The sequence below is a fragment of the Eikenella sp. NML120348 genome (assembly GCF_001648435.1).
Classification (GTDB): domain Bacteria; phylum Pseudomonadota; class Gammaproteobacteria; order Burkholderiales; family Neisseriaceae; genus Eikenella; species Eikenella exigua.
In genome coordinates this window covers 175,916-199,147 of record NZ_LXSP01000001.1, presented here as the reverse complement: position 1 = coordinate 199,147, position 23,232 = coordinate 175,916, and the positions used below count along the sequence as shown (strand labels likewise).

23 protein-coding genes and 1 tRNA gene are annotated in these 23,232 nt (G+C 55.0%); 11 read left to right on the top strand and 13 right to left on the bottom strand.

Annotation, left to right across the window (positions count from 1 at the left end):
- Positions 1-88: 88 nt before the first annotated feature.
- Both A7P99_RS00945 and A7P99_RS00940 read right to left on the bottom strand, forming a co-directional pair.
- Entirely contained in the window at positions 89-970 is an 882-nt protein-coding gene (locus A7P99_RS00945) for a DMT family transporter (protein WP_067446550.1), read from the bottom strand.
- 80 nt (positions 971-1,050) lie between these two features.
- Positions 1,051-2,025, bottom strand: coding sequence for an SIS domain-containing protein (locus A7P99_RS00940; protein WP_067446547.1), 975 nt, complete (start codon positions 2,023-2,025; stop codon positions 1,051-1,053).
- Positions 2,026-2,107: 82 nt separating this feature from the next.
- Here A7P99_RS00940 and tal point away from each other — a divergent pair, with 82 nt between their 5' ends.
- From tal to yfaE, 9 genes are all read left to right on the top strand, one after another.
- Positions 2,108-3,133 (top strand): transaldolase, encoded by a 1,026-nt coding sequence (tal, locus tag A7P99_RS00935; RefSeq protein WP_067686231.1) that lies wholly within the window; start codon positions 2,108-2,110, stop codon positions 3,131-3,133.
- Between the two features lie 108 nt (positions 3,134-3,241).
- On the top strand, positions 3,242-3,697 hold the full coding sequence (locus A7P99_RS00930; RefSeq protein ID WP_067527589.1) for a GNAT family N-acetyltransferase: 456 nt from the start codon (positions 3,242-3,244) through the stop codon (positions 3,695-3,697).
- A gap of 183 nt (positions 3,698-3,880) precedes the next feature.
- Positions 3,881-4,609, top strand: a complete 729-nt coding sequence (locus A7P99_RS00925) for a YebC/PmpR family DNA-binding transcriptional regulator (RefSeq protein WP_067527587.1) — start codon at positions 3,881-3,883, stop codon at positions 4,607-4,609.
- Positions 4,610-4,730: 121 nt separating this feature from the next.
- Positions 4,731-6,593, top strand: a complete 1,863-nt coding sequence (locus tag A7P99_RS00920; RefSeq protein WP_067686228.1) for a hypothetical protein — start codon at positions 4,731-4,733, stop codon at positions 6,591-6,593.
- Between the two features lie 163 nt (positions 6,594-6,756).
- Positions 6,757-8,208 (top strand): NAD-dependent succinate-semialdehyde dehydrogenase, encoded by a 1,452-nt coding sequence (locus A7P99_RS00915; protein WP_067686225.1) that lies wholly within the window; start codon positions 6,757-6,759, stop codon positions 8,206-8,208.
- A 204-nt stretch (positions 8,209-8,412) separates the two neighbouring features.
- A complete protein-coding gene (obgE, locus tag A7P99_RS00910) occupies positions 8,413-9,552 on the top strand; it encodes a GTPase ObgE (RefSeq protein ID WP_067686222.1) in 1,140 nt (379 codons plus the stop codon).
- A gap of 30 nt (positions 9,553-9,582) precedes the next feature.
- The gene (locus tag A7P99_RS00905; RefSeq protein WP_067446527.1) at positions 9,583-9,912 is read left to right on the top strand and encodes a hypothetical protein; all 330 of its coding nucleotides are present in this window, start codon (positions 9,583-9,585) and stop codon (positions 9,910-9,912) included.
- A gap of 37 nt (positions 9,913-9,949) precedes the next feature.
- The gene (locus A7P99_RS00900) at positions 9,950-10,432 is read left to right on the top strand and encodes a copper resistance protein NlpE (protein ID WP_067446524.1); all 483 of its coding nucleotides are present in this window, start codon (positions 9,950-9,952) and stop codon (positions 10,430-10,432) included.
- Between the two features lie 117 nt (positions 10,433-10,549).
- Positions 10,550-10,855: a class I ribonucleotide reductase maintenance protein YfaE gene (gene yfaE / locus A7P99_RS00895; RefSeq protein ID WP_067446521.1), complete on the top strand. Its 306-nt coding sequence runs from the start codon at positions 10,550-10,552 to the stop codon at positions 10,853-10,855.
- A 308-nt stretch (positions 10,856-11,163) separates the two neighbouring features.
- Here yfaE and A7P99_RS00890 read toward each other — a convergent pair whose 3' ends face one another.
- Together A7P99_RS00890 and A7P99_RS00885 are read right to left on the bottom strand one after the other, a co-directional pair.
- Positions 11,164-11,679, bottom strand: coding sequence for a single-stranded DNA-binding protein (locus A7P99_RS00890; RefSeq protein WP_067446518.1), 516 nt, complete (start codon positions 11,677-11,679; stop codon positions 11,164-11,166).
- Positions 11,666-11,875 (bottom strand): hypothetical protein, encoded by a 210-nt coding sequence (locus A7P99_RS00885; protein ID WP_153705463.1) that lies wholly within the window; start codon positions 11,873-11,875, stop codon positions 11,666-11,668. The genes A7P99_RS00890 and A7P99_RS00885 overlap by 14 nt, the downstream gene beginning before the upstream one ends.
- Before the next feature lie 15 nt (positions 11,876-11,890).
- Here A7P99_RS00885 and A7P99_RS10525 point away from each other — a divergent pair, with 15 nt between their 5' ends.
- Complete coding sequence (locus A7P99_RS10525) at positions 11,891-12,019, top strand: hypothetical protein (protein ID WP_255361279.1); 129 nt, start codon at positions 11,891-11,893, stop codon at positions 12,017-12,019.
- A gap of 713 nt (positions 12,020-12,732) precedes the next feature.
- Here the strand turns inward: A7P99_RS10525 and A7P99_RS00880 are convergent.
- Positions 12,733-13,362, bottom strand: a complete 630-nt coding sequence (locus A7P99_RS00880; protein ID WP_067446511.1) for a lytic transglycosylase domain-containing protein — start codon at positions 13,360-13,362, stop codon at positions 12,733-12,735.
- A gap of 386 nt (positions 13,363-13,748) precedes the next feature.
- Here A7P99_RS00880 and A7P99_RS00875 point away from each other — a divergent pair, with 386 nt between their 5' ends.
- On the top strand, positions 13,749-14,579 hold the full coding sequence (locus tag A7P99_RS00875; protein WP_067686219.1) for a basic amino acid ABC transporter substrate-binding protein: 831 nt from the start codon (positions 13,749-13,751) through the stop codon (positions 14,577-14,579).
- Positions 14,580-15,170: 591 nt separating this feature from the next.
- Here the strand turns inward: A7P99_RS00875 and A7P99_RS10185 are convergent.
- The 8 genes from A7P99_RS10185 to frr form a co-directional block, all read right to left on the bottom strand.
- On the bottom strand, positions 15,171-15,374 hold the full coding sequence (locus A7P99_RS10185) for a DUF4261 domain-containing protein (protein ID WP_067446505.1): 204 nt from the start codon (positions 15,372-15,374) through the stop codon (positions 15,171-15,173).
- An 804-nt stretch (positions 15,375-16,178) separates the two neighbouring features.
- Positions 16,179-16,994 (bottom strand): pyruvate formate-lyase-activating protein, encoded by an 816-nt coding sequence (pflA, locus tag A7P99_RS00860; protein ID WP_067446502.1) that lies wholly within the window; start codon positions 16,992-16,994, stop codon positions 16,179-16,181.
- Between the two features lie 197 nt (positions 16,995-17,191).
- Positions 17,192-19,471, bottom strand: coding sequence for a formate C-acetyltransferase (gene pflB, locus A7P99_RS00855; RefSeq protein WP_067439495.1), 2,280 nt, complete (start codon positions 19,469-19,471; stop codon positions 17,192-17,194).
- Between the two features lie 839 nt (positions 19,472-20,310).
- Positions 20,311-20,386: transfer RNA gene (locus A7P99_RS00850), tRNA-Thr, on the bottom strand.
- Between the two features lie 12 nt (positions 20,387-20,398).
- On the bottom strand, positions 20,399-20,959 hold the full coding sequence (gene efp / locus A7P99_RS00845) for an elongation factor P (protein ID WP_067439498.1): 561 nt from the start codon (positions 20,957-20,959) through the stop codon (positions 20,399-20,401).
- Positions 20,960-20,961: 2 nt separating this feature from the next.
- Complete coding sequence (locus A7P99_RS00840; RefSeq protein ID WP_197476505.1) at positions 20,962-21,576, bottom strand: hypothetical protein; 615 nt, start codon at positions 21,574-21,576, stop codon at positions 20,962-20,964.
- An 84-nt stretch (positions 21,577-21,660) separates the two neighbouring features.
- The gene (locus A7P99_RS00835; RefSeq protein WP_067446498.1) at positions 21,661-22,407 is read right to left on the bottom strand and encodes an isoprenyl transferase; all 747 of its coding nucleotides are present in this window, start codon (positions 22,405-22,407) and stop codon (positions 21,661-21,663) included.
- An 88-nt stretch (positions 22,408-22,495) separates the two neighbouring features.
- Positions 22,496-23,053, bottom strand: a complete 558-nt coding sequence (gene frr, locus A7P99_RS00830) for a ribosome recycling factor (protein WP_064083836.1) — start codon at positions 23,051-23,053, stop codon at positions 22,496-22,498.
- Positions 23,054-23,232 lie beyond the last annotated feature (179 nt).

Sequence of the window (23,232 nt, the reverse complement as noted above, 5' to 3'; positions counted from 1 at the left end):
AAATGCCACGCATCGGCAGGAATATAGCTTTAATTGGTCAAGCGGGTTTTACTTCGCAGAAACACGCCACATTCATTTTCAGGTAGCCTCAAGCCGTGTTTTTCTTCAGCGAACCCAAATAAATCGCCGCCAAAGTCAGTGCCGCGCCAACCCACTGCCAGCCGTTAATCGGCTTGCTCAGCAGAAAATAATCAATCAGCAGCGCCGCCACCGGCTCGGAAAGCAACAGCAGCCCGGTAAGCGAGAGCGACAGCAGCGGAATCGCATAAGCAATCAAACCCCAAGCAAAACACTGCATCACCACGCCATACACCAGCACCAGCCCCACATCGCGCCAGCCGGCCGGATACAGCGCCCCGCTGTCGAGCAATAGCACCGGCACCACCAATGCCAACGCCCCGCCCGCGCTGAGCACCATCATCATCGGAAACAGCGCCACCCGCTCCGCCTCATGCGTTTTGCGCACAAACACCATCGACAGCGCCAGCATCGCCCCCGAAGCCGTACCGCTCACAAACCCCCACACTGCCTTGCCGTTGTGCCCGAACTCCGGGCTGCCGATAAGCGCCACCCCGGCCACCGCCAACAGCAGGCTCGCCAGCTGCAACTTGCCCAAGCGTTCGCCGTAAAAAATCACGCCGATGGCCGACAAGAAAAAAATCTGCAAACTGTTGAGCAGCGTAGAAATGCCCGGCCCCACCGCATGGATGCTCTCGTGCCACAACGCCAAATCGATAGCCAGAAACACCCCCGCCAATGCAGCAAAGCGCAACGCCCGACGGCTCTGCGGCGGCTTCTGCCCGAAATGGCGCATCAGCAGCCAAAACACCACTGCCGCCACTGCTAGCCGCCAAAATGCCACCGCATACGAGCCCACCTGCACAAATTTCACAATCAGGCTGCCCAGCCCGAACACCACGCAGCCCAACACCAACAGCGGCGCGGCATAAGAAATAGTTTGTTGTTTCATCGAATTTTTCCAAAGATAAAGGCTACCTGAAAACTTAGCTTCGGTTTTCAGGTAGCCTTTATGGCAACCACCCGGCGCGCCTACACAATCCGCGCTTTGAGCAAATCGTGCATATTCAGCGCGCCCAACAGCCTGCCCGCCTCATCGCATACCGGCAAGCCGTTCACGCGGTTTTGCTGCATGGTTTTCAGCGCCTCGGTGGCCAGCCGATTCGGCGTGATGGTTTTCGGATGCTCACCCATCACAGCTTGGGCGGTGAGGCCGGAGAGGTCGCGCTGCTGCTGGAACAGGCGGCGCAAATCGCCGTCGGTAAAAATGCCTTTCAGGTAGCCTGCCTCGTCGGCCACGGCCACCATGCCCAAGCCTTTTTCACTCATGCACACAATCAGGTCGGCAAAAGGCGTATCCGGGCGCACCACAGGCAGTTCGTCGCCCGTGTGCATCACGTCGGCCACTTGCAGCAGCAGGCGTTTGCCCAGGCTGCCAGCAGGATGGCTGAGGGCGAAATCATCGGGCGTGAAAGAGCGGGCACGCAACAGCGCCACGGCCAATGCGTCGCCCAAAGCCAATGCAGCGGTGGTGCTGCTAGTGGGCGCGAGGCCGAGCGGGCAGGCTTCCTGCGGCACGGCCACGGGGAGGTGGATGTCGGCATGCCGCGCCAACGTGGATTCGGGGCGACCAGTCATACCGATCAGCGTGATGTTTTTACGCTTGAGCGCGGGCAGGATCACGGCGATTTCGTCGCTCTCACCAGAGTTGGAAATGGCCAGCACCACGTCGCCGTCCACAATCATGCCCAAATCACCGTGCGCGGCTTCGGCCGGATGCACAAAAAAGGCAGGCGTACCGGTAGAGGCCAGTGTGGCGGCGATTTTGCGCCCGATATGTCCGCTCTTGCCGATGCCGCTCACCACCACACGGCCTTCGCAGGCCAGCACGGCTTCGCAGGCGCGGGAAAAACTGCCGTCCAACGAGTCGGACAGGGCGCGCAGCGCATCGGCTTCTATCGCCAGCACTTCGCTGGCGTGGGCGAGATATTGTTGTTCACTCATCATTCTTCTTTCTTCATTCCGGCTTGCGGCGGCCGCCGGAATCAGGTAGTTTCCAAAATTTACACATTCAGCAGAGGCTCAAAATATGGCTATTTTGCAGGAAGTCAAACAGCTCGGCCAGCAAATTTGGCTCGACAACCTTTCCCGTTCGCTCGTGCACTCCGGCACGCTGGCTAAGTTGCAGCAAAGCGGCGTGAGCGGGGTTACCTCCAATCCGGCCATCTTCCGCCAAGCGCTGGCCGGCGATGCATTATACACAGCCGAAATCGCTCAATTAAAGCAGCAGCCGCTTTCTGCCAAGGCGCGCTACGAAACCCTGGCTGTGGCCGACGTACAGGCCGCCTGCGATGTGTTTGCCGCACAGTTTGCCGCCGAAGGCAACAGCGGGCTAGTGAGCATCGAATGCGATCCAGCGCTCTCGCACGACACCGAAGGCACCATTGCCGAAGCGCGCCGCCTGTGGAATCTGATCGGCCGCCCCAATGCCATGATTAAAATCCCCGCCACCGATGCCGGCCTCGCCGCCCTGCCCGACTTAGTAGCCGACGGCATCAACATCAACCTCACCCTGCTGTTCTCCCGCGCCCAAACCGTACGCGCCTACCAAGCCTATCAGCAAGGCTTGGCGCAACGCACAGGCCAGGCCGCGCCGCAACTGGTGGCCAGCTTTTTCATCTCCCGCATCGATACCGCGCTCGACCCGCAGCTGCCGCCGCACCTGCAAGGCAAAACCGCGCTGGCTCTGGCGCAGGCCGCCTATCGGGACTGGCAGCAATTCTTCGGCCAACCAAGCAGCACCGTACCCACCGCCCGCCTGCTCTGGGCCAGCACCGGCGTGAAAAACCCCGCCTACTCCGACACCCTGTATGTGGACAACCTGATTGCCCCGCACACCGTCAACACCCTGCCCGATGCCGTGCTGCACGCCTTTACCGACCACGGCCGCGCTGCCGATGCCCTTTCCCGCCCCGCTGCGCCCGCGCAGCCGATTCTGGACGAAATCGCCGCCCTCGGCATTGACCTCGAAGCCTTGGCCGCCAAGCTCCAGCAAGACGGCCTAGCCCAGTTTGAGCAGGCCTTTTCCCAAATGCTCGCCCAGCTGGCCGATTAGGCGAAAGACTACCTGAAACCGCTATGCCATTTTTCAGGTAGCCTCCTACCTCTGTATAGGCGTATATTCACACACGAGATTTCCTTTAACTGTAACTAGGAGCAAAACATGAGTATCGTCATCCGTAAAGCCGTAGAAAGCGATGCCCCGCAGCTGTGGGAGCTGATGAAAGGCTTGGCCGTATTCGAAAAATATATCAACGACTTCGCTATTACCCCGGAAGTGGTGGTGAACAGCGGCTTCCGCAAAAATCCGCCCGATTTCTACAGCTTTGTGGCCACCGACGGCGACAAGCTGGTCGGCATGATTGTGTACTACTTCCTACCCTACACCCTGCATAACCGCCCTGCTGTATATATCAAAGAACTGTATGTAGACGAAGCCTATCGCGGGCAGAACATCGGTGAAAAATTGATGCTTGTGCTAAAAGAGGAAGCCCAAAAGCACAACTGCGTGCAAATCAAATGGACGGTTGCCCCGTGGAACGAAGGCGGCCTGCGCTTCTATGCCCGCCTTGGCGCCAAGCAAGATAACGAATGGCTCAATTATGTGTGGAGCCTGTGATACCGCTTCCATCATACAAAACCGGTCTATATGGCCGGTTTGGTTTTTCAGGTAGCCTCCATTCCCAACAAAAGCTACCTGAAAATCATCCGCCCCCTCCTCCCGCGCCCCGCTGTTCAACACGCTACCTGAAAATGCTAAAATCACGCTTTGTCATCCCACCAGATAAACAAGGAAAGCAATATGGCCGGCCATAGCAAATGGGCGAATATCCAACACAAAAAAGCCCGCGTTGATGCCCAACGCGGCAAAATCTTCACCAAACTGATCAAAGAAATCACCGTAGCCGCCCGCCTCGGCGGCGGCGACCCCGCCTCCAACCCCCGCCTGCGCCTGGCCATGGACAAAGCCTGGGACGCCAACATGTCCAAAGACAACGTCCAACGCGCCATCGACAAAGGCACCGGCAACCTCGAAGGCGTGGAATACATCGAACTGCGCTACGAAGGCTACGGCATCGGCGGCGCCGCCCTGATGGTGGACTGCCTCACCGACAACAAAACCCGCACCGTGGCCGACGTGCGCCACGCCTTCAGCAAACACGGAGGTAACCTCGGCACCGACGGCTGCGTCGCCTTCAACTTCAAACACCAAGGCTACCTCCTGTTCGGCCCCGACACCGAAGAAGACGCCCTGATGGAAGCCGCCCTCGAAGCCGGTGCCGAAGACGTCGTTGCCCACGACGACGGCTCGTTTGAAGTGATCACCGCCCCCAACGACTGGGCCGGCATCAAAGCCGCGCTCGAAACCGCCGGCTTCAAAGCCGAAGACGGCGACGTAACCATGCGCGCCCAAAACGAAACCGTGCTCACCGGCGAAGATGCCACCAAAATGCAGCGCCTGATCGACGCCCTGGAAGCACTGGACGACGTACAAGACGTGTACACCTCCGCCGTGCTGGAGCTGGAGTAAATAGGCAAAGGCTACCTGAAAGCTGACAATCATTGCTTTCTGGTAGCCTTTAAAACAACTAGGCCTACCCTACTCTATCGTGCAGAAATCCACATAACCGAATTATTTGGAAAATTTTGCCATGGCCCAAGAACGTTATCAGGATTTGGCCGGCAACCTGCTTTTGCAAATCCGCAGTCTGGTAAACGGAAACCAGGCAACCGCCGAAGACGTTGTACCGCAAAATCATAGCGGCACGGATTTTATTATCCATGCCCTGGCCGATTGGCGGTTTTATGCCGACTCAGACGATCAAAAATCGGCGGGTAATGCTGCAGCAGAAATACATTTTGGTTCGGATACCGCTGCCTTCGAAGCCCACACCACACAGCTGGCGCACGAAGTGGCAAACAACCGCAATTTGCGTGCTGGCTTTACCAACAAATTGCACAAAGCAAACGGGCAGGGTCTGGCTTGGACAGACAACAAACACTCTTTTCACCGTTTTCCAAGCTATTCCGTGCGCGAATACTGCACCACCTGCCGCGGCAGCGGCAAAGTACGCTGCAAATCGTGCGGCGGCAGAGGGCATAACAGCTGTTCTTCGTGCGGAGGGTCGGGCCGACGCAGCGAACAGGTGCCGGAATATGACTACAAAGGCAATTATCGCGGCAACAAAACAGTGTACAAAAGCTGCTATGGCTGCCACGGCAGCGGGCATACCACCTGCAGCACCTGCTCGGGCCGCGGCAAGGTGCGCTGCCGCGAATGCAACGGACACGGTTTTTTCACCCGCATTCGCCACACTTATGCTGAAGCAGCCGCCAAACTGACGTTCAAATTTGAAAATGCAGACTCCATTCCTGCCTATAATGTGTTGTCTGACCTTTTGAGCCACTCCACCGCCAAATTTCTGACCGCCAAAATCCCCTTTGAAACCATATCTGCTGCCGAAACAGGTGCCAATGCCTTTCAGGTAGCCTATCGCGGTGAAAGCCCCGCTATCTGTTTGGATTTCTCCCTACACCAGCGGCAATACGCCTGCTATGCCTTTTCCAACCCGCCCTATCCCTACTTACGGCCGCATATTTTTGATGATTTATTCGCAGACGAGCTGGCATACTTAAACCAAAAAATCCCTACAAAAGGCCTTTTGAATAAAAGACGCGCCATTTTGTTTTTCAACCGCTATGCCGGGCAGCCCGTGCTGGACGAAGCCATGCGCCGCATTGCTGCCCATCGTACCGACACCGTACAAAACACCGGACGTATGGTACAGGAAGCCTGCCAATTCTTTATCAGCCGCGAAATGTCGGATGCACTGGCTGTCGCGCTCAACCGCATTATGGACAAAGTCTCGCCCGCTTATTCGGCAGGTGTTTGGCTGCTCTTTGGGGTACCCTTCCTGACACTGCAAACACTGTCCATGATTGCTTATATGCAAGATAACATGGCTCAGCACCCAATAGGCACAATAATTTTCAGCGCGTTGAACGTTGCCATATATACTGCCGTTGCAGGCATACTAATTAGCTTACCCAGCAGGTTGGCAGTGTGGTGGCAGCGGCGTAAAGTTCCCGCTGCCTACCATCAGCAGATACGCAATCGCGAAGCCTTCAGGCTGATGTCCCGTTGGGCAGGTGGCCTGTGGCTGGCAGCCTGCGCCTACGGCTGGGCCGCGTCAGCAGATTATGTGCCGAAAATCAACATCTCTTTTGGTAGTGCGGTAGAACAGATATGCCAAAGCGAAACCGCACAAACGTATGCTCCCTTCTGTCGACAGCCCGTACCGACCGAGGCAGACACCGCCTTATCGGAAGCCGAACAGGCACGGCAAATCCAGCAGTTCCTTGCCACACATGGTTATGCAATAAAGGCAGATAGCAAATTTGGTAGAAAAAGCCGCCACGCAGCGCAGCAATATCTGAAAGAATTAGGCATCAATATTGATGAGAATGCACCTGTAGCTGAATATTATCGAGCGGTATTCCCTGAGAAACAGTAAATTTTTCCAAAGACACGTTTCCGTTGACGACTCGATTTACCAAGCTAATGCTATCCGATCCGGCCTACTCAGCCAGGTCAGCTCCCAGCTTGCCGGATGCTGCATCAAACCATTTTTCAGGGTAACTTTCCTATTACTTCCAATCTTTTTCAGGTAGCCTCCCATGACCCAGCCCAATCTCCCCACCCTCCTGCGCACCCAATGCTACGTCAACGGCCAATGGCTCGATGCCGACAGCGGCCGCACCATCGCCGTCTCCAACCCCGCCACCGGCGAAATCGTCGGCAGCGTGCCGGATATGGGCGCGGCGGAAGCCGAACGCGCGGTGGCCGCTGCCCAGGCCGCCCTGCCCGCCTGGCGTGCGCTCACGGCCAAACAGCGCAGCCAAATCCTGCGCCGCTGGTTTGAGCTGATGATGGAAGCGCAAGAAGAACTCGCCACCCTGCTCACGCTGGAGCAAGGCAAGCCGCTGGCCGAGGCGCGCGGCGAAATTGCCTACGGCGCGTCCTACATCGAATGGTATGCCGAAGAGGCCAAACGCGTGTATGGCGACACCATCCCCGGCCCCGCGCCCGACAAGCGTATTTTGGTGCTCAAGCAGCCCGTCGGCGTGTGCGCCGCGATTACGCCGTGGAACTTCCCCAACGCCATGATTACGCGCAAAGCCGCGCCCGCGCTGGCTGCCGGCTGCACCTTCGTCATCCGTCCTGCCTCGCAAACGCCGTTTTCCGCGCTGGCCATTGCCGCTTTGGCTGAACGCGCCGGCATCCCGGCGGGCGTGTTCAATGTGATTACCGGCTCGTCGCGCGAAATCGGCCGCGTGTTCACCGAAAGCGATATGGTGAAAAAATTCAGCTTCACCGGCTCCACCGCCGTCGGCCGCCAGCTGCAGGCGCAATGCGCCTCCACCATCAAAAAAACCTCGATGGAGCTGGGCGGCAACGCGCCGTTTATCGTGTTCGACGATGCCGACATCGATGCTGCCGTCTCCGGCGCGATTGCCTGCAAATTCCGCAACGCCGGCCAAACCTGCGTGTGCGCCAACCGTATCTATGTGCAAAGCGGCGTGTATGATGAGTTTGTGCGCAAATTTGCCCAAGCGGCAGGCTACCTGAAAGTGGGCAACGGCTTAGAAAGCGGCACGGAATGCGGCCCGCTGATTGATGAGGCCGCACTGGCCAAAGTGGAAGAACACCTGGCCGACGCGCTCGCTCACGGCGGCGAAGTAGTTACCGGCGGTGCGCGCCACCCGGCAGGCAGACTCTTCTTCCAGCCCACCGTCATCCGCCACGCCCATGCCGGCATGAAAGTGGCACGCGAAGAAACCTTCGGCCCGCTCGCCCCCGTGTTCCGTTTCGAGAGCGAAGCAGACGTGTTGCAACAGGCCAACGCCACCGAATACGGCTTAGCCGCCTATTGCTACACCCGCAGCCTCGGCACGGCCACGCGCATGATGGAAGGCTTGGAATACGGCATGGTCGGCATCAACACCGGCATGATTTCCAACGAAGCCGCCCCATTCGGCGGCGTAAAGCAGTCGGGCATCGGTCGCGAAGGCGGCAAATACGGGCTGGAAGAATATTTGGCAACCAAATATGTGATGCTGGCCGTGTAAGACAGGCAAGGTTACCTGAAAGCAGCTTACAAATTTTCAGGTAGCCTTTGCGCCAGTCCTTTATAATGTTCGCATTTGCTCGGCGGGTTAAACTAAAATTCGGCGTACAGCCACACCAACCCCCTGCCGCAAGCAGCATCCCGATAACGAATTAAGATTTTCAGGTAGCCCCAAAGAGGCTACCTGAAAACGGAAAGCACATAAATGAAATTTATCGACGAAGCCAAAATCGAAGTTGCTGCCGGGCGCGGCGGCAACGGCGCTGTCAGCTTCCGCCGCGAAAAATACGTTCCGCGCGGCGGCCCAGACGGCGGCGACGGCGGGCGCGGCGGCAGCGTGTTTGCCCTGGCCAGCGAAAACGTAAATACCTTGGTGGAATACCGTTTTGTGAAACGCTATCAAGCGCAAAACGGCGAAAAAGGCCACGGCTCCGACCGCTACGGTGCCGGCGCCGACGATATCGAGCTGCAAATGCCGGTAGGCACGCTCATCCGAGATGCCGACACCGGCGAAATCGTGGCCGACCTCACGCGGCACGGCCAGCGCGTTTGCTTGGCGCGTGGCGGCAAAGGTGGCTTGGGTAATATCCATTTCAAATCTTCGGTAAACCGTGCGCCCAAACAGGCCACGCCCGGCGAACCCGGCGAAGCGCGCCGCCTGCTGTTGGAATTGAAAGTATTGGCCGACGTCGGCCTGTTAGGTATACCCAATGCCGGCAAATCCACCCTTATCCGCGCCGTGTCTGCCGCCCGCCCCAAAGTGGCCGACTACCCCTTCACCACGCTGCACCCCAACCTGGGCGTGGTGCGCGTGGACGAAGGCCAAAGCTTTGTGATGGCCGACATCCCCGGCCTGATTGAAGGTGCAGCCGAAGGCGCCGGGCTGGGACACCGCTTTTTGAAACACCTTTCGCGTACCGGCCTCCTTCTGCACGTGGTAGACTTAGCCCCGTTCGACGAAGCCGTCAGCCCCGCCGCCGAAGCGCTGGCCATCATCAACGAGCTGAAAAAATACGATGACGAACTGTTCGACAAACCTCGCTGGTTAGTACTGAACAAACTGGACATGCTCACGCCGGAAGAGGCTGCCGAACGCAAAGCCGAATTCCTCGAAGCCGTCGGCTGGGACTATCCTGCCCCCGACGAGCCTGGCTTCAATTGGCAAACCCCGCGCCTGTTTGAAATCAGCGCACTCGCCCATCAGGGCACGCAGGAATTGGTTCGGCAAATCGGGCAGTATTTGGCCGAGAAGAAACAACTGGCCGCAGCAGAGGCTGAAACTGATACTCCTCTGGAAACACCTATTACTACTGATATGTCGATTTTTAAAGCAGAATTAAGTTAATAAAATCAACTCATTTAAGGAGATATTTCTATGGACATTGGAAAACTCGTTAGCTGGCTCATCGTCGGGGCTATCGCCTACGGCGGCTACAATTACCTAAGCACCGGCGATATAACTATCACGCCCCCACCGCAGCAAACTGTCCTAAAACTGGCTAATGAGGCCAACCGCAACCTGCCTAAAGGCAGCCATTTAGCCACGGGCAAATCCTGCATCCGTACCGGTGGCGGTAAAGTTAAACGTGGAATTTATACATGTGAAATCAAAGTATTCACCGGCCTCTCTTCCTACGAAGACGCCAAAAACAGTTACAACATTCTCATTACCAAACGCGACGGTCGTTGGCAGCTTACCCGTTAGTTCGTCACAATGCCAAACCATCGAGAAAGGATTTAAGATGCAAACAAGATCCGCCCTCCCCCTTATCCTCCTGCTGGCTGCCTGTACCCCGCAAGACAATACCGCGCCGGCCTCTGTCCCGGCTGCTGCTTCCTCAACTGCTGCCTCCCAGCCTCCTGCCGCGCCTGCCGCATCAGCAGCTTCCACCTCCGCACGACCCGCCGCCCAATGGAGTGGCCGCTACTACGGCGTACTGCCATGTGCCTCTTGCGAAGGTATCGAAACCACCTTGGTATTAAAAGAAGACGGCAGCTACCAACTCACCGAAACCTATAAGCAGCGCCAGCCGTTTACCGAAGAAACTGCCGGCCGCTTCACTTGGCGCAAGCCGCAAGAAGTACTCCAACTCGACAAAGCCGGCGGCGAGCGGCTCTACCAAATCGGCCACGGCCAGATTTGGGCGCTGGATGCAGACGGCAAACAAGTGGAAGGCGAACTGGCCAACCTCTACATCCTGAAGCAGACCGCAAGTCAGCCTTAACCCGAAAAGAAACCCGGCCTTGGCCAGGCCAAACAATTTCAGGTAGCCTTTATGCCTGCCCGCGCATAATAAAGGCTACCTGAAATTTTCACTACACCAAACCAAACACCACACGCCATGCCCCAAATCACCACCCATAGCACCCGCTTCACCCTGCAGGAAGGCGAAACCCTACTCGAAGCCTTGGAGCGCACCGGACACGAAATCGAATACCAATGCCGCAGCGGCTATTGCGGCTCCTGCCGCGTCAAACTCCTATCTGGCAGTGTCGAATACCAAGAAAGCCCGCTGGCCATGCTTCTGCCCAACGAAATTCTCACCTGCTGCTGCACGGTGAAAGAAGACATCCGCATCGACTGCCGACAACAGCAAAGCGAACCGGATTTATTCGACCGCGATCTGTTTGCCGAAAACAGCAACTAACCGGCAATTCCTCTACGGCAAAGGCTACCTGAAAGTTTTTCAGGTAGCCTTTTGCTGCAAATAAACACAGAAATACTTGAGGCGCAAATGTTCAACGATAGCAAGCCAAATTGGCTTGCAATACAAGGCGGCAAGCCGCAGTGAAGTACGGTAGCAGGCCAACATTGCAGCGAAAGTTAAGTTGATCTGCAATGCAGCCCAATCACTTCGCACAGCCCTAACCATAGGCTACCTGAAAAACCCAAACCAAACCCGCCGCCTGTCCACTCGGAAACAGGCGGCGCGGGTTGTGGTATCGAGCTTGCCGTTTAAAATGGAATATCGTCATCGATATCGTCAATCGGTGCCGGAGCAGGTGCTGCGGCTTGGCGGCGGGGCGGAGCAGGCGGCTCGGCAGCGTAGGCCGGTTCATTATAGCTTTGGGCGGGTTGCTGGCGCGGGCTGCCGGGGGCGGCTGCGTATTGGTCGCCGCCTTCGTAGGGGCTGCTGCCGCTGTTGCGGCCGTCGAGCATTTTCATTTCGTTGGCCACAATGTCGTAGGCGGTGCGCTCGATACCGTCTTTACCGGTGTATTTGCGGCTTTGGATACGGCCTTCGATATACACTTTGCTGCCTTTTTTCAGATATTGGCCGGCAATTTCTGCCAAGCGGCCAAACATACTGATATTGTGCCATTCGGTGCGCTCCTGGCGTTGACCGTTGCGGTCTTTCCAGTTTTCGCTGGTAGCGATAGAAAAATTGGCCACGGCATCGCCGCTGGGCAGGTAGCGCACTTCGGGATCGCGCCCCAAGTTGCCGATAAGTATCACTTTATTCAACATGATTTCCTCCTAAAATAATCTGTTTGGCGGCGGCTTCATCAAAACCCTGCTGCCGCGCCTTGATGTAAACGGTTGAACGGTCGGCGCTGAGGCTGGCCGCCTCCACTCCTTCAAACTGCTGCAACACAGCCAAGAGCCGCTCTTCGCAACCCTGCCATACCCGGGGCGCCAGATTGCGCACGCCGATGGATTGCGCCATGTTGTACATGTGGCTATGTCTCTCAAATCCATCGGCGCCACTCTTGATACGATAGACAGCAGGCTGACTTCCAAAATATTGAAGCCGACAAAATACACCACCAGCGATACGCCAATGGCCAAGAGCAAAGCCTGGTCGGCATAAATTCCGCACAAAACCGCTGCAATCAGCATGATACTGGCTACAAACACCTGCTTGAGCCTGTTGCACGTTTCGCCCACCACAATCGACAGATTGGCAAAAATTTCCATTATCACCGCCTGCAGAACGAAAATACCGAAATTGAGCTGCATCAGACGTTTGTTGCGTAACACCTCGCTGATGCGGAAGTCTTCATTCCCATATCTTCATGAAAACGACCCTGCTACAGATTGGACATAATCCACACACCACACTACAGCCAACACACACAATGCACCGGTGAATGCAAACAAGCCGAAAATGTTGACGTAGCGGGTAAACAACGGCAAAACCATTATGCTAGCAGCAAAAGTGAAATCGATAAATGAACCCCATTGGAGCCATGGCACGGGTACGCACTTCTTCGCACGTTAAATCCGCCAAAAGCCCGGCAACCGCCACAATCACTAAACGCTGTACGCAGGCGTACTACTAGGCAGCTCCTTGGCAGGCAACACCAAAAACATACTCAGCATACGCAGCACATATACGCCAGAAAGCTATGTGCTGGCGCACCCCATTCTTTGGACAATAAGGTGGTGCAGGAGATTCAGGGCATGGTGTTCAAATGGAAGTAGTTAGGGAAAAATTCTAGTAATTATACCCGAAGCCTTGCGCCATCGGGAGCTTTTCGGCAAGGGTAGATGTTTGATTAGACTTTCAGGTAGCCTGTTCCACTAAGACCATTGCCAGCGGTTCTGCCACGCGCCGATCACTGCGTCGGGATAACGCCGGCTACCTAGGCTGCCGTTGTAGCGCGCCAATGCCCGCTCCATATTGCCGTTTTCTAGATTGCTGTAGTGGCGCAGGATGGTGCAGCCGTAGCGCAGGTTGGTGCGGATATCGAATAAGTTGTGTTCCGGCTTGCCGATGTAGCGCTGCCAAAACGGCATCACCTGCATCAGCCCGCGTGCGCCCACGCTGCTGATGGCATACTGCCGAAACGCGCTTTCCACCGTAATCAGTCCCAGAATCAACTGCGTATCCAGCCCGGCACGGGTGGTTTCGTATTGGATGTTGATGAGCAGGCGGCGGCGTTCCAGCGGGTCGGGCACAAAACGCGCCAGCCGCAGCGACATATCATTGAGCCAGCGCGGCGCGTTATACGGGTTTTCAAACACCAGGCGCGGCGGATTCACATTATTCACCGAATGGCGCATCACCGAAGTAACATCGTCCGACAGCGTCTCCTCGCGCTGCGCCCCGGCACGGGCGGCTTGAGGCAGGCAGGCAACGGTAGAAACGGCAGCCAGCGAAGCGAGCAGGCGGCGGCGCTCGGGCTGTTCGGGGGCAAACGGATACGGCATGACTAAAGTGCACCAATTAAGATGATAATGGCCCCTATTATAGTGGAGTTTCACCACACGGCGCAGATTGAGCCTGCCTGGGGTGCCAAAGCAGGCTATCTACAGTTCGAAAAACGAAACTACATTTCAGCTTCGCAGAAGCTGACGCTTTCAAGTAGCCTTACCCAATATAGCTGAAGTTATTACTTCTTCCCCAATGCGGTACGTAGACAGCATGAATAAGTCGGCACAGCACGCCCATGCGCTCAGAAGAAATGACGTGCTTTGGCTATATTCTGCAATAAACCTTTAGAATTTCCGCATATGGTTGTATGATGTGTTTCCCGAATGATGCGCACGGGGCGCAATCATTAATTAACATCCAAACCAATCCAGGAGAACCGACAATGAACATGAAAAAATGGCTGGCCACCGCCCTGGCCTGCTCCGCCATCGCCCTCAGCGGCTGCGGCAATTCCGGCGGCACCCAGCAAGCCTCGCAACCTGTCGATGCCAATGCCTCCGGCGCTTCCGCTCCCGGCAGCGAAAAAGTATTGCGCGTGGCCACCAATGCCGAATTCGCCCCCTTCGAATCTAAAAACCCTGACGGCAGCCTCAGCGGTTTCGATATCGACCTCATCAACGCCTTAGCCAAAGAAGCCGGCTACCGCGTGGAATTTAAAGACCAATCTTGGGACAGCCTCTTCAACAGCCTGCGCAACGGTGATGCCGACGTAGTAGTGGCTGCCGTAACCATCACCCCCGAACGCCAACAGAGCATGCTCTTCACCAATCCCTACTTTGAAATCACCCAAGTAGTGGCCGCGCCCGAAGGCAAACAGGTAGCCTCCGTAGAAGATTTGAAAAACCTCAACCGCGTGGGCGTGGTAACAGGCAACACCGGAGATTTGGCTGCCTCCAAACTCTTGGGTGCCACCAATCCCAAAGTAACCCGCTTCGAAAGCCTGCCACTCTTGCTGAAAGAATTGCAAAACGGCGGCGTGGACGCAGCCGTGAGCGACAGCTCCGTGGTGATGGAATTCATCAAACACAACGGCGACAAAGGCTTCACCATGATTAAAGTGCCCGATTTCGAAGCCGAACACTACGGTATCGCCCTGCGCCAAGACGACACCGAGCTGCGAGACACCCTCAATAAAGCCCTGGCCGCCATCAAAGCCAGCGGTGAATACGACCGCATCCACCAGCAATACTTCGGTACCGCCGCTGCCAAATAGCCGGTTCTGCCAATCTTGCACCAAAACTGCCTGCAATTGTTTGCAGGCAGTTTTTTATAGGAGGAAAGGCTACCTGAAAATGCTTTCCGGCACTTTCAGATAGCCTTTATCTATATCGCTAGATGCCCATATTTCTTTTTATTACATGAGCACTTTAATCTGCGTTTATTCCTGATAATCAATAAATCCTAACCGATTGCCCGACAGATCGACAATTTTCACCATCCATCTGGTACGGATGCGGAATGGCTCGCTTAGGAAACGGATATTTCTACCCTATAATGCGGCATATCTTGCCTGCACATCTTCCACTTCAATCCACACAGTAGGAGTCATACCGGGAAACTTTTTCCGTTCTTTGAGAATAATGGCAGCTTCTTCATCGCCTACCCGAAAAGCAACCATGCTGTTTTTAGAAAAAATCGAATTTAACGGGCAAATCCAACACATCTTGGTAAAAGCGGCAGCTCGTAGCAAGATCACTTACAGGAAAAAATTATCATACTTCATTATTTTCCTCCTTATCAAAAAGTTGTTATTACAGCCGTTCTTCCACAATTACGCCGTTAAGATCGTCTGAAACAACACTGTTTAGTAGTCGATTTTCAGGGTTTCTTCAGCCACGCCGGCTACGGCTGGGGAGCGGGTGATGGCGAGTTTTTCTTCGGCACTGAAGCCGATGGTTTCGCCGTCTTGCAGGGTGATGTTTTGCGAGATGAGGTAGTCGCTTATATTGCACAGAAAGGTATGTAGGTCAGTGGGCTCGTGCGTGTTGTTGAGAATTTCGAGCCCCATTTTATTGAATTGCTCCAGACCGATGATGTAGGCATTGCTGCCTTCTTCGCTGCCAGAGAGGCCGATAAATATCCAGGCGAGAATGGGCAGTCCGCCTTCGTGCAGAATGCTGCATACGTCACGGTAGAAATCGGGGCGAAGACGGCGGTGCCTGAGGTATAGATGCCGATGCTGTTTTCGTCGGCAAGGGCAACACTGGCAAGTTTGCTATAGAGGCTCATCACGTCAATTGGGGCGGCGTCGCTAATGGGCATCACGACAAGCAGGATGTGCGTCTTCTTCCACGGCTTCTGGCCAGTAGTAGTTGAAGACGGCGTTTTGCTCGGCTTCACCATCGGCCAGCAAGACGGGCATGAGTAAGAGGGCGCAGAGGAGGCTGTTTATATTGAAGTGAGGTTACCGTCTTCGTTGGTGATGTCTTCGCCTTCGTCTAGGCTGATGCCCCATTCGTGTTACAGGGTGTGCAGGAGGCAGGCAGAGTCGAAGCGTTTTTCTTTTAGGAGGACGAAGCCTTGAGCGTGGCTCATGGTGAGCCTTTCTGGAGTAAAAAAAAGGGGGGGGTGAAATGAACAGTATAAGGGATGTGTCGGTGGGGCTACCTGAAATTCTTGAATTATTGGAAGCTGATGCTTGCGGCAGGCTGCCGGAAAAATCGAAAACAGCTTTTCAGGTAGCCTTTTCACGAATGCTCACCGCCTCCAGCCTATATAGTAGGCATGGCAACTCTGCCCTAGCTTTCTGCCATATGGTAGAAAGCTACCTGAAATATGTTAGCCTCTTTTCAGGCAGCCTATTCGGGCGGGCTTATATGATGGTTTGTTTACCATAGCTTTCGATGATTTCCTTTATCCGCAGGACGGTTTCTTTGGGCGGGGGATGCACGCCTTTGAGCTTGTATTCGTCGCCGCACAGCTCCCATTTGTGGGCGCCTAGTTCGTGGTAGGGAAGGATTTCCACGGTGTCGGCGTTGGGCATATCGGCAATAAATTCGCCGAGCAAGTGGGCGGAACGGTCGTCGTCGGTGTAGCCGGGTACGACGACGTAGCGGATGCGGGTGGGCTGATTTCGTTTGGCAAGATGGCGGGCAAACCGCAAAACTTTGGTGTTGGGGATGCCAACCAACACTTTGTGGATTTCGGGATCGATTTGCTTTAAATCTAGCATGACGAGGTTGGTATTGTCCAACAGCTCTTCCAGGGCACTGTCGTAGTGCAGGGCGTAGCCATTGGTGTCGAGGCAGGTGTGGATGTCGTGCTCGCGGCAGGCTACAAACCAGTCGCGGATGAATTGGTATTGCAGCAGGGGTTCGCCACCGGTGGCAGTTACGCCGCCACCGGTGGCGCGAAAGTAGTGTTTGTAGGAGAGCACTTGCTGCATGAGCTGGGGCACAGTGAAGTGCAGCTCTTTTTCACTGTGCCTGTCCCAAGTGTCGCGGTTGTGACAGTAGAGACAGCGCATAAGGCAGCCCTGCATGAAGAGGACGAAGCGCAGGCCGGGGCCGTCTACGGCACCACCGGTTTCTATAGAGTGGATGTAGCCGATACCTTTGTAGGAGCGGCTGCGAGTGTCGGGCTGTTTTTTCGGTGGGGCACCGGGACTGATGGGGATGGATTCTGGCATGGTGGTTGGTGTGCGTTGAGTTTCAGGTAGCCTTTATGGCTTGTGGTGTTTTGAAAGCCCACCCTACCCTACTTGGACTATACTTGGGCTATAGATTCTCAGGTAGCCTTTACAACAGGAATCAGGCTACCTGAAAACGGGAGGAAACAAAAGTGCCGGAATGAGTTCCGGCACTGATTCCTGCTAGCTGGGCATGATTACATCCGGCTGGTGAAGGTGCGGGTGATCACGTCTTGCTGCTGCTCTTTGGTGAGCGAGTTGAAACGCACGGCATAGCCGGACACGCGGATAGTGAGCTGCGGATATTTTTCCGGGTGTTCCATCGCATCCACCAACATTTCGCGGTTGAGCACGTTCACGTTGAGATGCTGGCCGCCTTCCACACCAGCTTCGTGGTGGAAGTAGCCGTCCATCATACCGGCCAGGTTGCGTTCGCGGGAGCTTTCGTCTTTGCCCAACGCACCGGGGATGATGGAGAAAGTGTAGGAAATACCGTCTTTGGCAAACTCAAACGGCAGTTTGGCCACGGAAGTCAGCGAAGCCACGGCACCGCTTACATCACGGCCGTGCATGGGGTTGGCACCCGGGCCGAACGGAGCACCTGCGCGGCGACCATCCGGAGTATTACCAGTTTTTTTGCCATATACCACGTTAGATGTGATGGTCAGCACAGACTGGGTTGGGATAGCGTTGCGGTAGGTCGGATGAGTAGCCACTTTCTTCATGAAACGCTCTACCAGGTCGCAGGCGATGCTGTCCACACGGTCGTCGTTATTACCGAACTGCGGGTATTCTCCTTCGATTTCGAAGTCCACGGCAATGCCGTTTTCGTCGCGGATCGGTTTCACTTTAGCGTATTTGATGGCAGACAAAGAGTCGGCAGCCACAGACAGGCCGGCAATACCGCAAGCCATGGTGCGGCGCACGTCGCGGTCGTGCAAAGCCATCAAGGCGGCTTCGTAGCTGTATTTGTCGTGCATGTAGTGGATGCAATTCAGAGCGGTAACATATTGAGTGGCCAACCAGTCCATGAATTTATCCATGCGATCGAACACAGTGTCGTAGTCGAGCACTGCGTCTTTAATCGGCTCGGTTTTCGGACCGACTTGGTCTTTAGATTTTTCGTCCACGCCGCCATTGATTGCATACAGCAGGGTTTTGGCCAAGTTGGCTCGCGCACCGAAGAACTGCATATGCTTACCGACCACCATAGGGCTCACGCAGCAAGCAATGGCGTAATCGTCACTGTTGAAGTCGGGGCGCATCAGGTCGTCGTTTTCGTATTGGATAGACGAAGTATCGATAGACACTTTGGCACAGAACTCTTTGAAACCTTGCGGCAGTTTTTCAGACCACAATACGGTGATGTTCGGCTCGGGAGATGGGCCCATGTTGTACAGAGTGTGCAGCACGCGGAAGTTGGTGCGGGTTACCAATGTGCGGCCATCCAAGCCCATACCACCGATGGATTCGGTGGCCCAAATCGGGTCGCCGGAAAAGAGCTGGTCGTATTCGGGCGTGCGCAGGAAACGAACCATACGCAGTTTCATCACCAAATGGTCGATGAATTCTTGTGCTTGGCTTTCGGTGATAATGCCGTTTTTCAGGTCGCGCTCGATATAAATATCCAAGAAGGAAGACACACGACCAAACGACATGGCTGCGCCGTTTTGCGACTTCACGGCGGCGAGGTAGGCGAAGTAAGTCCATTGGATGGCTTCTTGCGCGTTTTTGGCTGGGCCGGAAATATCGAAACCGTAAGAGGCAGCCATTTCTTTCATCTGCTTCAGTGCAATATGCTGCTCGTTGATTTCTTCGCGCAGGCGAATAACGCTTTCCAAGTTTTTGCCAGATTCCAAATCGGCTTGTAAAGAATGATACTGCTCGGTTTTGTCTTGCATCAGGCGGTCGATACCGTAAAGGGCCACACGGCGGTAGTCGCCGATAATGCGGCCACGGCCGTAGGCATCGGGCAAACCAGTTAAAACGCCTGATTTCCGACAGCGGCGGATGTCGGGCGTGTACACATCAAACACGCCTTGGTTGTGGGTTTTACGATATTTAGTGAAGATTTCTTCCACTTCGGGATTTAGCTCCACGCCGTAAATCTTACAGGAATCTTTCACCATCTTCAGACCGCCGAAAGGCATGATGGAGCGTTTCAGCGGCTCATCGGTTTGCAGGCCGACAATGGTTTCCAAGTCTTTGTCGATATAGCCGGGCGCGTGGCTGGTGATGCCGGAAACAACTTGCGCGTCAATTTTATACGGAGCGTGGGTTTTATTTTCCACCTTGATGCCTTCCATCACTTCTGCCCACAGCTTGGTAGTGGCATTGGTGGCCGGCGCTAAAAAGCTACCATCGCCTTCATAAGGCGTGTAGTTTTTTTGGATGAAATCGCGTACATCAATGCTATTTTCCCAATCACCGCTAACAAAGCCTGTCCAAGCAGCCGGACGCTCTATTGCTGAAGCCATAATAACCTCCTGTTTAATATAAATAAATAAAACAACGTTACAAATTAGAATTCACCATTAAAGAATGGCATTCTTCATGCCGTTTTGGGCAGAAAACTCTAACCAATAGTGCTTCTCTTAACCTAAATCAAACTTGATATCTTTTATTATTACTTATCAATACACTAAAATCAAGAAATTTTTCAGGTAATCTCATTTCCCAGCCAGGGGCTACCTTTGCTTCCGATGTGGTTAAATTATCCACCTATTCAGTCTCATCCTCAAGCAAACAAACAACCGTCTCCAAATAGGGGCCCGCCTTGTTTCATGTTCGATTGGAACAGCTATTAATCCTACTTAAACCAATTTTCCAGTAAATATAACACCCCCAAGCTACCTGAACATACCCTTCATAAATCCTTTCACGACTACCTCCGCCCCTGAAAGCTGTTTTTTCGTGCCTGCGGCATCGCCATCTTTATTGCCAGCTCCTACCTCCTGCCCGCGCCCTACTGGGACACTCCCATCAGTTTCCCGATGGCCTTAGCACCTACTTTTTCCGCCCCCACCAACTCACGCACACTGGCACGCCGGCAGTGGAAATACCTGCCGCTAGCATTGTTTGGCATGTGGTTTTCCGTCGATGGCATCTACTGGCTGTATTGGTCGTGGCACGATCCGGTAGCACTCGAAATGATGCGCAGCGGCAATGCCCCCGCATCTGCCTGCCTGTATGCCCTATGCGCCATGATTTGGCTGCACGACGGCGCACTGCGCGACATAGTTGCGCTTGAAGAAATAAAGCACATAGGCTACCTGAAATCTACCTGGCAAAAGCCCCGCAAAAGCGGGGCCGGGATTGGTGCCGGTAAAGGGAGTCGAACCCCCGACCTTCGCATTACGAATGCGCTGCTCTACCAACTGAGCTATACCGGCCAAGTTCGGCAATTAGGCGCGTTTGCGGAACTCACCGGTACGGGAATCGATTTCCACTTTATCACCGTTTTCAATATAGGCCATCACTTGGATCTCGGTACCACCCACGAGGCGTGCGGGTTTCATCACTTTGCCGGAAGTGTCGCCTTTAACGGCGGGCTCGGTGTATTCCACTTCGCGCACGATGATGGTGGGCAGCTCCACGGAAATCGGGTTGCCTTCGTAGAAGGTTACTTCACACACGTCTTCCATGCCGTCTACGATGAATTTCATGTTGTCACCGATGTTTTCACCTTCGATTTCGTATTGGTTGAACTCTTCGTCCATGAATACATACATCGGGTCGGCGAAATAGCTGTAAGTGCATTGTTTACGGTCGAGCTGGATAACGTCGAACTTGTCATCGGCTTTCACGATGGTTTCGCTGTTTGCGCCGGTGAGCAGGTTTTTTAGCTTCATGCTCACTTTGGCAGAGGAGCGGCCGCCTTTGATGTATTCGGTTTTCTGTACCACCATCGGCTCGCTGCCCACCATGAATACGTTGCCGGCGCGCAATTCTTGTGCGGTTTTCATAATTATATCTCTTTCAGTCGAATCAGGGAAAAACGGAAAACACGGCATTTTAGCGCAAACAGTTTTGCCTGTCCAAAGTAAAGGCTACCTGAAATTTTCAGGTAGCCTTTCGCGCTACTTATTCGTAATAACGCCCCAAGTCCAACAAATCGCCCAACAGCGACCAATCCTCTGCCACCGCTGTCTTCCTCCCTCAAACTGTCTTCCAGCCCCTGCGCGCCGCATTCCAAAAGGGTGAGCGGGTCGGAGTTGTACCGGCTATAGCCGGTTTCGGAGGTGATACCGTAGTGGCGCAATTCGTTTTGCAACTCTTGGCCACGCATGCGGTGCAACTCGGCTACCTGAAAAATAATCACGGCGCAGGAGTATTGCCACGGATCGCTTGTTTTCAGCTGCTCATCGGGCATCTGACGGATGAGCAGCCATTGTTCGTTAAACGGCGCAGGCGAAGCAGTAAAGGCTTCTTGCAGTAGGCTGAGGCAGAGGGTGGGTGTGCAAACGGCATCCTGTTGACTTTGCAACAGGCCATGAAGCGCCAGGAGATAGTCTTCGAGATTACGGTTGGCGAATGATTGGCGGAGGTTTTCGATCTGAATAGAAAATTCGCTGTGGTTCATAGAATGGGCATGGGTTGTAGCGCTAAAACAAAGCGGCAACAGGCATCCGCCCATCGCCGCCCTGCCCGATTGAAAACCAACAACTCAACCGCGCTGTTGTTCCGGCGGCAGCTGTTCGCTGGTGCGGCCGAAACGGCGTTCGCGCACGCGGAAGGAAGAAATGGCACGATCGAACTCGGCAGCATCGAAATCCGGCCACAGCGCGTCGGTAAAATAAAATTCGGCATAGGCCATTTGCCAGAGCATGAAGTTGCTGATGCGGGTTTCGCCGCCGGTGCGGATAAACAGGTCAGGCTCGGGGGCTTCGGCCAAGGAAAGGCGCTGAGAGAGGTCGTCTTCGGTGATTTCGCTTTTGCCTTCGGCAATCAGCCGGTTGGCAGCTTGCAGGATATCCCAGCGGCCGCCGTAGTCAGCAGCCACGGTGAGCGTGAGGCCGGTGTTGCCGGCAGTGAGCCGTTCGGCAGCTTCGATGCCGGCCACAATGGCGGCAGGAAAGCGGCTGCGATTGCCGATCACTTTGAGCCGCAGGTTGTTTTGGTGCATTTTATCCACCTTCCCATCCAGTGCCTGCAAAAACAGTTTCATCAAAAAGGAAACTTCATCTTCGGGCCGACGCCAGTTTTCAGTGGAAAAGGCGAATACGGTGAGGTATTCCACGCCGAGCTCAGCACAACGGGCGGCTAGGTTTTCCAGGGCGGTGAGGCCGCGTTTGTGCCCCATCACACGCGGCAGCAGGCGTTTTTTCGCCCAGCGGCCGTTGCCGTCCATAATCACGCAAACATGGCGCGGGATATTGGTGCGTTCGGGGATGCTTTGGGTGCTGCTGCTCATATGCTTTCCTCGGGCTGGGCAGGTTTCAGGTAGCCTGAGGCGGCACGGGCAAATATATCAGCCCGTGCCGCCGTATCGCTCGGATGGTTTACACCACCATCAAATCTTCTTCTTTATGCTCCAGCAGTTTATCTACTTCGGCGATGTATTTATCGGTGAGCTTCTGGATCTGCTCTTCGCCGCGGCGGGCATCGTCTTCCGACACTTCTTTGTCTTTCAGCAGTTTTTTGATGTGGTCGTTGGCATCGCGGCGCACATTGCGGATAGACACGCGACCGTCTTCAGCTTCGCCGCGCACTACTTTAATCAGGTCTTTGCGGCGCTCTTCGGTGAGCATCGGCATCGGCACGCGGATGAGGTCGCCCATAGAAGCAGGATTCAGGCCGAGGTTGGAATCGCGGATAGCTTTTTCCACGGCGGCGGCCATATTGCTCTCATAGGGCTTCACGCTGATGGTGCGCGCGTCAAGCAGGGTTACGTTGGCCACCTGGCTCACCGGCACCATGCTGCCGTAGTATTCCACTTCCACCTGGTCGAGCAAGCCGGTGTGGGCGCGGCCGGTGCGCACTTTGGCTAGATTTTCGCGCAGCACTTCCACCGAACGCTGCATCTTGGTTTCGGCTGAGGTTTGGATTTCTTTGATCATAGGGTTTCCTTAATTGAGATGTTTTCAGGTAGCCTTCCGGCTGCCACGGCATATAGTGCATAACGGGCGGGATACTACCTTGCTTTGCCCGCTGCGGCAAGGTTTTCCGGCTGCCGGGCGCGCCGCCACCATAAACCGCACACCCGCCAGCTCTCCGGCCTGATAATACTGCATCTGTA

What these genes read in the sequence shown, in the direction of transcription:
- frr (WP_064083836.1), bottom strand. Translation starts at nt 23,053, where the DNA reads ATGATCAAAGAAATCCAAACCTCAGCCGAAACCAAGATGCAGCGTTCG.
- obgE (WP_067686222.1), top strand. Translation starts at nt 8,413, where the DNA reads ATGAAATTTATCGACGAAGCCAAAATCGAAGTTGCTGCCGGGCGCGGC.
- pflA (WP_067446502.1), bottom strand. Translation starts at nt 16,994, where the DNA reads ATGCCAGAATCCATCCCCATCAGTCCCGGTGCCCCACCGAAAAAACAG.
- tal (WP_067686231.1), top strand. Translation starts at nt 2,108, where the DNA reads ATGGCTATTTTGCAGGAAGTCAAACAGCTCGGCCAGCAAATTTGGCTC.
- A7P99_RS00875 (WP_067686219.1), top strand. Translation starts at nt 13,749, where the DNA reads ATGAACATGAAAAAATGGCTGGCCACCGCCCTGGCCTGCTCCGCCATC.
- A7P99_RS00945 (WP_067446550.1), bottom strand. Translation starts at nt 970, where the DNA reads ATGAAACAACAAACTATTTCTTATGCCGCGCCGCTGTTGGTGTTGGGC.
- A7P99_RS00885 (WP_153705463.1), bottom strand. Translation starts at nt 11,875, where the DNA reads ATGGCGCAATCCATCGGCGTGCGCAATCTGGCGCCCCGGGTATGGCAG.
- A7P99_RS00880 (WP_067446511.1), bottom strand. Translation starts at nt 13,362, where the DNA reads ATGCCGTATCCGTTTGCCCCCGAACAGCCCGAGCGCCGCCGCCTGCTC.
- yfaE (WP_067446521.1), top strand. Translation starts at nt 10,550, where the DNA reads ATGCCCCAAATCACCACCCATAGCACCCGCTTCACCCTGCAGGAAGGC.
- A7P99_RS00930 (WP_067527589.1), top strand. Translation starts at nt 3,242, where the DNA reads ATGAGTATCGTCATCCGTAAAGCCGTAGAAAGCGATGCCCCGCAGCTG.
- A7P99_RS10525 (WP_255361279.1), top strand. Translation starts at nt 11,891, where the DNA reads ATGTCTCTCAAATCCATCGGCGCCACTCTTGATACGATAGACAGCAGG.
- A7P99_RS00915 (WP_067686225.1), top strand. Translation starts at nt 6,757, where the DNA reads ATGACCCAGCCCAATCTCCCCACCCTCCTGCGCACCCAATGCTACGTC.
- A7P99_RS00840 (WP_197476505.1), bottom strand. Translation starts at nt 21,576, where the DNA reads ATGAACCACAGCGAATTTTCTATTCAGATCGAAAACCTCCGCCAATCA.
- A7P99_RS00925 (WP_067527587.1), top strand. Translation starts at nt 3,881, where the DNA reads ATGGCCGGCCATAGCAAATGGGCGAATATCCAACACAAAAAAGCCCGC.
- efp (WP_067439498.1), bottom strand. Translation starts at nt 20,959, where the DNA reads ATGAAAACCGCACAAGAATTGCGCGCCGGCAACGTATTCATGGTGGGC.
- A7P99_RS00900 (WP_067446524.1), top strand. Translation starts at nt 9,950, where the DNA reads ATGCAAACAAGATCCGCCCTCCCCCTTATCCTCCTGCTGGCTGCCTGT.
- A7P99_RS00940 (WP_067446547.1), bottom strand. Translation starts at nt 2,025, where the DNA reads ATGATGAGTGAACAACAATATCTCGCCCACGCCAGCGAAGTGCTGGCG.
- A7P99_RS10185 (WP_067446505.1), bottom strand. Translation starts at nt 15,374, where the DNA reads ATGGGGCTCGAAATTCTCAACAACACGCACGAGCCCACTGACCTACAT.
- A7P99_RS00835 (WP_067446498.1), bottom strand. Translation starts at nt 22,407, where the DNA reads ATGAGCAGCAGCACCCAAAGCATCCCCGAACGCACCAATATCCCGCGC.
- pflB (WP_067439495.1), bottom strand. Translation starts at nt 19,471, where the DNA reads ATGGCTTCAGCAATAGAGCGTCCGGCTGCTTGGACAGGCTTTGTTAGC.
- A7P99_RS00905 (WP_067446527.1), top strand. Translation starts at nt 9,583, where the DNA reads ATGGACATTGGAAAACTCGTTAGCTGGCTCATCGTCGGGGCTATCGCC.
- A7P99_RS00920 (WP_067686228.1), top strand. Translation starts at nt 4,731, where the DNA reads ATGGCCCAAGAACGTTATCAGGATTTGGCCGGCAACCTGCTTTTGCAA.